General features: G+C 61.1%; 7 protein-coding genes. 2 read left to right on the top strand and 5 right to left on the bottom strand.

The window, feature by feature from the left end:
• Together AC04P6_RS08745 and AC04P6_RS08740 are read right to left on the bottom strand one after the other, a co-directional pair.
• Positions 1 to 562 (bottom strand): LysR family transcriptional regulator (locus AC04P6_RS08745; protein WP_475566243.1); only part of this gene is annotated, 562 nt, incomplete at its 3' end.
• A 137-nt stretch (positions 563 to 699) separates the two neighbouring features.
• Complete coding sequence (locus AC04P6_RS08740; protein WP_475566242.1) at positions 700 to 1,284, bottom strand: helix-turn-helix domain-containing protein; 585 nt, start codon at positions 1,282 to 1,284, stop codon at positions 700 to 702.
• 369 nt (positions 1,285 to 1,653) lie between these two features.
• Here AC04P6_RS08740 and AC04P6_RS08735 point away from each other — a divergent pair, with 369 nt between their 5' ends.
• Both AC04P6_RS08735 and AC04P6_RS08730 read left to right on the top strand, forming a co-directional pair.
• Positions 1,654 to 2,115: a CidA/LrgA family protein gene (locus AC04P6_RS08735; protein ID WP_475566240.1), complete on the top strand. Its 462-nt coding sequence runs from the start codon at positions 1,654 to 1,656 to the stop codon at positions 2,113 to 2,115.
• A gap of 3 nt (positions 2,116 to 2,118) precedes the next feature.
• Entirely contained in the window at positions 2,119 to 2,868 is a 750-nt protein-coding gene (locus AC04P6_RS08730) for an LrgB family protein (RefSeq protein WP_475566239.1), read from the top strand.
• A 25-nt stretch (positions 2,869 to 2,893) separates the two neighbouring features.
• Here AC04P6_RS08730 and AC04P6_RS08725 read toward each other — a convergent pair whose 3' ends face one another.
• The 3 genes from AC04P6_RS08725 to AC04P6_RS08715 form a co-directional block, all read right to left on the bottom strand.
• Positions 2,894 to 3,913 (bottom strand): hypothetical protein, encoded by a 1,020-nt coding sequence (locus AC04P6_RS08725; protein WP_475566238.1) that lies wholly within the window; start codon positions 3,911 to 3,913, stop codon positions 2,894 to 2,896.
• On the bottom strand, positions 3,910 to 4,944 hold the full coding sequence (locus AC04P6_RS08720; RefSeq protein ID WP_475566237.1) for a hypothetical protein: 1,035 nt from the start codon (positions 4,942 to 4,944) through the stop codon (positions 3,910 to 3,912). Before AC04P6_RS08720 ends, AC04P6_RS08725 begins: the two co-directional genes overlap by 4 nt.
• Positions 4,945 to 5,317: 373 nt before the next feature.
• The coding region (locus AC04P6_RS08715; protein ID WP_475566236.1) for an FAD-dependent oxidoreductase at positions 5,318 to 6,599 on the bottom strand (1,282 nt) is incomplete at its 5' end.

The following is a 6,599-nucleotide window of genomic DNA, read 5'->3' as shown; positions in this document are numbered from 1 at the left end:
CCAGCGGCGAATCGGGCCGCACGCACAGGAACATCGTGTCGCGAAACAGCGGAACCGACGAAAAGACCTTGTGGTCCACCGGGTCGTTCATCAGCGCGAAATCGCACCGCCGTTCCAGCAGGCTATGCTCGCATGCCTCGTCAAACACCGTGCGCGACACCATCACGTGCGCACCCGTGGTAGACGTCTCGTTGAATTCCTGCATCGCAGTGCGCGGAAACGCGTTCATCAGGCCCACCGTTACCGAAACCAGGATATTGCCCGTCTTCCGGCGCGCGAGGTCGTTGATTTCGTTCATCATCGATGCCTGATCGAGCACGAACGTCTGCGCATAGCGATGGAAAATGCGCCCGTACTCGGTGAGCTCGAAGCTGCCGTTTTCGGCGTTCACCAGCGTGACGCCCATCGACGACTCGAGGCGCTTCACCGCGCTCGATAGCCCCTGCGGCGTAAGATACAGCTCGTGCGCCGCGCGCGAGTAACTCTTCGTGCGCGCCAACGCCGCGCCCCACGGCGGGCGCATCACCCGGTCTGCAGCCTGGGTGATGCCGCCAAATGCCATTCCTCCCAGCGGCGCATAGGGACATGCCCAGGTCGGACCCCTCCGGCCTGGGCATTCTTATCGTGGAGGGCGTCACGTGCGCACGGGGGGCAGATGATGCGGGGCAGCCAGCATCGAGAGCTAACGACGCCCGTTCCCTACGCCCTCAGCTTGAACAGCCCGTCTTTGTTGCAATAGCAATACAACGTGTGCGCGGTACCCAGCTTGAAGCGCGCGAAAGCCTCCTGCTCGGGATAGAGCTTCACCACCTGCACGCGATCGGGGCACACGACTGCCAGGAACGAGATGTGATGCTCCTTCGTCATGGGATGCTTCACCTGCACGAATAGCTCGTCCTCCACGCGCTCGAGCACGATTGCATGACGCTCATCGGGCTCGTCGGCCTCAAGCGGCGCCAACAGCGTTCCGTGGCAGCTCACCGACGCCTCGCCAATGCCCGTAACCACGTTGCCGCAGATGGGGCACACGTAGAACAGGCCGCGCATCATGTTCGACGCCACGTTGGCGTTGCTCACGGCGTTCCCCGACAGCAGTTCGGCAACCGAAACGCCCAGCGCCTTCGCCAGCGGCTCGAGCAGCGTGATATCCGGATAGCCGCGACCCGTTTCCCAACGCGAGATTGCCTTGTCGCTCACGTCGAGCCGCGCGGCCAAGTCGGCCTGACGCATGCCCGCGCGCTCGCGCAGCTCCCGAATCGCAGAGCCCGTTACGTACCTATTCATCGCGACTCCTTTCCTCGCTCTCAACACTAAAGGACGCCCGCGCGAAAGTCACCCTACGCATACGAGAGCGCTCGTTTCACCCCGTCACAGCTGACTGTCCAAATTTTCGGACTAGCTACCGCCGACCGACAATTTGAACGCTTTCACCTATCTACGTGAGAAAAAGTTGAAATTCCGAACTAGCCGCTCAAGAGGTGTATAGTTCCGCCACGTTACAGAAACGAACTACGGGCAAAACCAGAATCGAGCACGTCAGACAGCATGTTGCACATCACGCACGACCAGCCCTCGCCGCGGGCTGCCGCCACGACCCACACCCCTTCCACGCTAGAAACCGCACAGGAAGGAAGCGCGAGCGCCGCTACGGACATGCGCGAAACGGCATGCGAGAACGCCCGAACCAGCAAGCGCCAGCGCTTCAACAGGAAGCTTAAGCGCCTCGGCATCATAGCGCTGCAACTTGCCGTGCTCATCGCGGTATACGGCATCGGGTGCCTCATCGCGGGCGTGCTGCCCATCAGCATCCCCGGCAACATCGTGGGCATGGCGCTGCTGCTTACCCTGCTGGCAACTGGCATCTTGAAGGCGAAGCACGTGGGCGAGGCCTGCGACTACATGGTGGACAACATGTCCATTTTCTTCATCCCCGCAGGCGTGGGCATCATGGGCTGCTTTTCGCTGCTGCAGGACGCGGCCCTGAAGTTCGCGTTCGTCTGCATCGTGACGACCGTCATCGTGTTTCTGGCAACGTCGCTCACGGTGGCCGCGGTTTCCCGCCTCATGGAGAATCGCCGCGAGAAAGCCAGCATGCGCCTAAGCCAGGAGGCGTAGGGCATGCAGATTCCGTTCCCATTCGCCCCCAACGGCGTTATCGACATCGCAATGCCCGACTTTGGGTTTGCGATTACCCTGCTCATCGGATCGTTTGCATCGATCGCCGTATTCGAGCTCTGCGTGCTGCTGTACAAGAAGGTAAAGACTCCGCTGCTTAACCCGCTGCTCATCACGCTCATTGGGCTCATCGTGGCGCTAACGCTCTTCCACATTTCGCTCGACTCGTACGAGGAAAGCGTTTCGCTCTTCTCGTTCCTGCTGGGGCCAGCCACCGTCGCGCTCGCGTACTCCGTGTACAAGCAGCGCCAAATCCTAAAGGAGCATTTCATCCCCATCGTGGCCGGATGCTTCGTGGGCTCGGTCGTTTCGATGGTAAGCGCGTATGGCCTGTGCAAGCTGCTGGGCCTGGGCAACGAGATGGCGCTCTCGTTCATCCCCAAGTCGGTTACCACGCCCATCGCCATCGCGGCATCGCAGGAACTGGGCGGCATCACGTCCATCACCGTAGCCGCCGTGATTATCACGGGCATTCTGGGCGCAATCTTTTCGCCGGTCATGGCCAAGGTCTTCCATATCGATAGCAGCATTGCCAAAGGCGTGGCCATCGGCGCTTGCTCTCATGCCGTGGGCACCACCAAGGCTATCGAGATGGGCGAGCTCGAAGGCGCCATGTCGGGCGTTGCGCTAGCCGTATCGGGCATTCTCACCACGATCATCGTCATCATCGCCCACTGCGTTTTCCAGGGCTAGGCGCCCCAAGCAAACGCGAGCGCACCTAATCCAGAACCGTACCCTGCACGCACAGGTACAACTTGGAAGGCTGCAATACACCCTTCGTCCAGCGTACCTTCACCCACTGGGGCATGACCGTAAGGGCATAGCGGCCCATACCGCCCTGCGGCAGCTCGATGGGCAATGCACGGGCGAATGTCGCCCCGACACCCTGGCGCCACCTGCCATCTGCAATGCCCCACTCTTCCAACTGGCGCATAACGCGCCCCGGAGCCCCCGATTCGAACATCTCGTTCACCACATGCGGCTGCTTGATCTGGAACTGCGCATCAATGGCGAACACGTCGCCAAGCGACCCATCGGGATACACGTCGAATTGAAAGTCAACGCCCCCTGGCACCAGGGCAAGGAGACGCTGAACCTGCTCGAGCATCGAGCTGGTGTACGCCGTGAACCCGACGCAACGAAATGCCTGCTCAAGATATTCGCCGCTCGAAGCACATGCATTCTGCTGCGCTTTGTCCATGTAGCCGCATACGCGTAGCGGGGCATTCTCCCGCCTACGAAACATGCCGCAAAACGCCAGCGACCAACCCTCAGGCATGCGCGCCGCCTGCCGCTCGTACAGCACGCCACGCTCGGATTCTCCCAGGGCATCGAAGAACGGCCGCGCAAACGACGTGGCCTCACGCGGCTGAAAATGCACGGCCGCCTCGGGCATCTGGGGATTCCCGGTATCGAGCTCGAACCCGAAGGACATCCCCGACTGCGCCTTGGATGCCTGGGCAAACCAGTCGAACATCGCCCCATGATCGCCCGCAAGAGGCGAATCGACGCGCGTTCCAGGCTGCATCTCGCTATAGAGCAGCGTCACATCGAGATACGGCTCTCCCAGAAGGGGGAACTCCAGATAGACGTCGGGGAACGATTCGCCCACCAAAAACGGCAGCGGCACCATGCGCGCGCGATCGAGGCAGTCGCCAAACAAGGCGGGCCCTCGCCCCTCGTCGGCAGCCTGAAGCAAGAGGACCTGATAGGCATCCTCGTACGATAGGGCTCTCATTGCGCGCCTCCTATCACGTAGGCCTTCGCATCAAGCAACGAGCCATCGCACCACCTGAGCTTCACGAACGCAGGATACGCCGACAGCAAGACGCCGTCATCCCCGCGGGCAACGCGCTTTGCGAACGCAACGTCCGCCAATGCCTGCCATCGCCCATCGACAAGACCCCTATCCTGCAGCTTCGTCATGAGTTCGGCAGCCGCGCCGTCCATGCCAAACGATTCGTAACCCGGCTCTCCCGGCGGGCACGCAAAACGCACGCTCGCGCTCAGGGCGCCTTCCGCACAGCCACGAGCATCAACGTCGAACTGGAATTCCAGCTGGAACGGCAAAGCGGCCAGCTCCCGGCACAGCGCAACAAGGGAATCGTCCACCCAAGACGGCCCCACTTGGCGCAGGTGGCGTCCCAGCAATGCGGCATCTTCGGCATAGGCGCGCTGCATGCCATGGGAGGGAACGCATTCAACGCGCAGGTTGTGACTCGGTCGCTCGGGAAAGACCCCCGCATAGCAGGCAAACCACTCGTCGGGCAGGGACCGCGCAAACGAACGATAGGCATCCACGGCATCGGATCTGCCCACCGCGGAAAGGAAATCGCATGTAGCGGGCACATCATTCTTTCGCATGAGCAGCTGAATGGCGGGGACGTCGGCATTGCCCGAACCCGTGTCCCAACTCAGCGCAAGCTGACGCACGGAATCGCCCTGCTGGGCAAACCACGTGAATGCATCCGCACTCGCGCCACGAACCCCTTCGCCCAGCGTGAGACCCTGCCGCGCATCGTCAATCGAGGTAAGCGCATGGACATCGCACCAGGGATCGCCCAGCAGGGGAATCTCGAACCACACCTCGGGAAATGCCGAGGGAACGCCCAAGCTGCGCGAAAACGCCGCATTCATCGCAGGAGCAGACCGCCCAAAGAGCACAGCCTCGCGGCCCTCGCTTGCCATCAGGGCATACAGTATGTTGAAGAGAATAAGCCTATGCTCGACAGCCCGGTTATTGAATATGGAGCTACCCGCTTCAGCCATTCCGCCCCCTCAGAACATGAGCCTATTGTACAGAGTAATGGCAGGCCAGAACAAACAAATCACTTATTTGGAAGTGTCACCCTCCCGTTTCTAGGGCCGCGGCGTCCGCGTTTCAAAATGGTATCCAAGCACGCGAATCGAACGATGAGCACGGCACAATGGCCGAAGTGGATATCGAGGGAGGGCCAACATGAACCTCGACGCAGAAAAGGCGGAGGAGAAAGGCCAGGCAGCGCCGTCGCGCACCGCAGGCGAAGCGGGATGGCACGTATCGCGCAGACATACAATGATGGCGCCATCGGAGTCAATGGCGCCATACGGGAGGGAGGTACGCCAGAGCGCAGAGGGATGCGCCGGCGTAGAAAACAGCAGGTTACTTCCAGGGACTCTCCGCGGCCGCATTCGCACCCGCAACGCGCGTTCCCATCGTCTCGGGCACATTTCCCGCACCCTGGTACTTCCATACGTACATGGAGCCAAACTCGCCGCCGGAATACAGGCGAGGAATGACCTTCCCATCGTAATCAAGCACCTGATGAGCTGCGTTACGCGTCGGACCGCCCTGCGTGTTGATGATTCCCAGGCCAAGTTCGCAGCCATAGAATGGCCCCTCGGCAACGGGATCCAGGCCATTTACGCGACCGAATTCGCCATCGACGCCCGAGGCGCATGCCTCGTTGTAGCGAGCAACCGTTTCAACCAAGCCCGCAGGGTCGATGCCGAGCTTCTGGGCGAGCTCCTCGATGGTGTCGCCCTTCACGAGCCATCCCTTCTGAATCTCGGCCTGATTGTCGTCGCTCCAGCTATACCACTTATGCACGTTGGCCCAATGATTGCCCGATGTCTTGCCCGCTGCCGTGAATACGGGGCCATTGTTGATCTTTGCCGAATCCATTACCACGAACATGGGTAGGTTGACGTAGTCGACCGTCTCCATGCTGAAGGCCAATTCGGGCAGCTGCGTCTTGTCATGCAGCGGACGCAGCACCGTGGGGAAGGCGGATACCGTAGGCGCGCCCTCGTTCACGAAGCGCTTGCCCTGCTTGTTGACGATTACCGAATGCGACCACGCGTTGACGTCGCTCCAGGCCATGCAGCAACCCACGCCTACTTCGTCCGAAGCGGGCTTGCAGCAATGCAGACCCCATTCAGCCGAAGAGAAACCGCGCAGCTCGGCGCCGACTTCCTGCACCATGCGGATGCCGTCGCCCGTGTTGTAAGGAGTACCGCAAGGATAGATGGGCATCATCGGGGGATAATACGTCGTCAGCATCTTGTGGTTGTTCTCGAAGCCACCGCACGTAAGCACCACTGCGCGATTAGCGCGAATGCGCACCGCATTGCCAGCGGCGTCGATGGCGATGACGCCAAAGACTTCCTTGGTTTCCGGATCGAACACGAGCTTGGAACCCGCAAGTTCGTACTTCACGCGCACGCCAGCAGTGGATTCTGCAACTTCCTTCAGCGCCTTGAACAGGCTTGCGCCCGTGCCGCCCACGGAAAGCATCTGCCCCATGCCTGCCGAAGTGGGCAGGGCCGTATACATGGCACCCGCACCGCCGCCCGGCTTCACGTCGGTGATCTGGGGCTCGATGCCATGCTCCTTCAGCCATGCAGGCAGCTCCGCAAGCTCCTTAACGAAGCCCTTGATCAAG

This window comes from Denitrobacterium sp., from assembly GCF_056180635.1.
The sequence above is the reverse complement of the archived record's forward strand: the minus strand, read 5'-3'. Positions and strand labels throughout refer to the sequence as shown.

Excerpts from the sequence above, each read along its gene's own strand:
- AC04P6_RS08740 (WP_475566242.1), bottom strand. The coding sequence starts at position 1,284 with ATGAATAGGTACGTAACGGGCTCTGCGATTCGGGAGCTGCGCGAGCGC.
- AC04P6_RS08735 (WP_475566240.1), top strand. The coding sequence starts at position 1,654 with ATGCGCGAAACGGCATGCGAGAACGCCCGAACCAGCAAGCGCCAGCGC.
- AC04P6_RS08730 (WP_475566239.1), top strand. The coding sequence starts at position 2,119 with ATGCAGATTCCGTTCCCATTCGCCCCCAACGGCGTTATCGACATCGCA.
- AC04P6_RS08725 (WP_475566238.1), bottom strand. The coding sequence starts at position 3,913 with ATGAGAGCCCTATCGTACGAGGATGCCTATCAGGTCCTCTTGCTTCAG.
- AC04P6_RS08720 (WP_475566237.1), bottom strand. The coding sequence starts at position 4,944 with ATGGCTGAAGCGGGTAGCTCCATATTCAATAACCGGGCTGTCGAGCAT.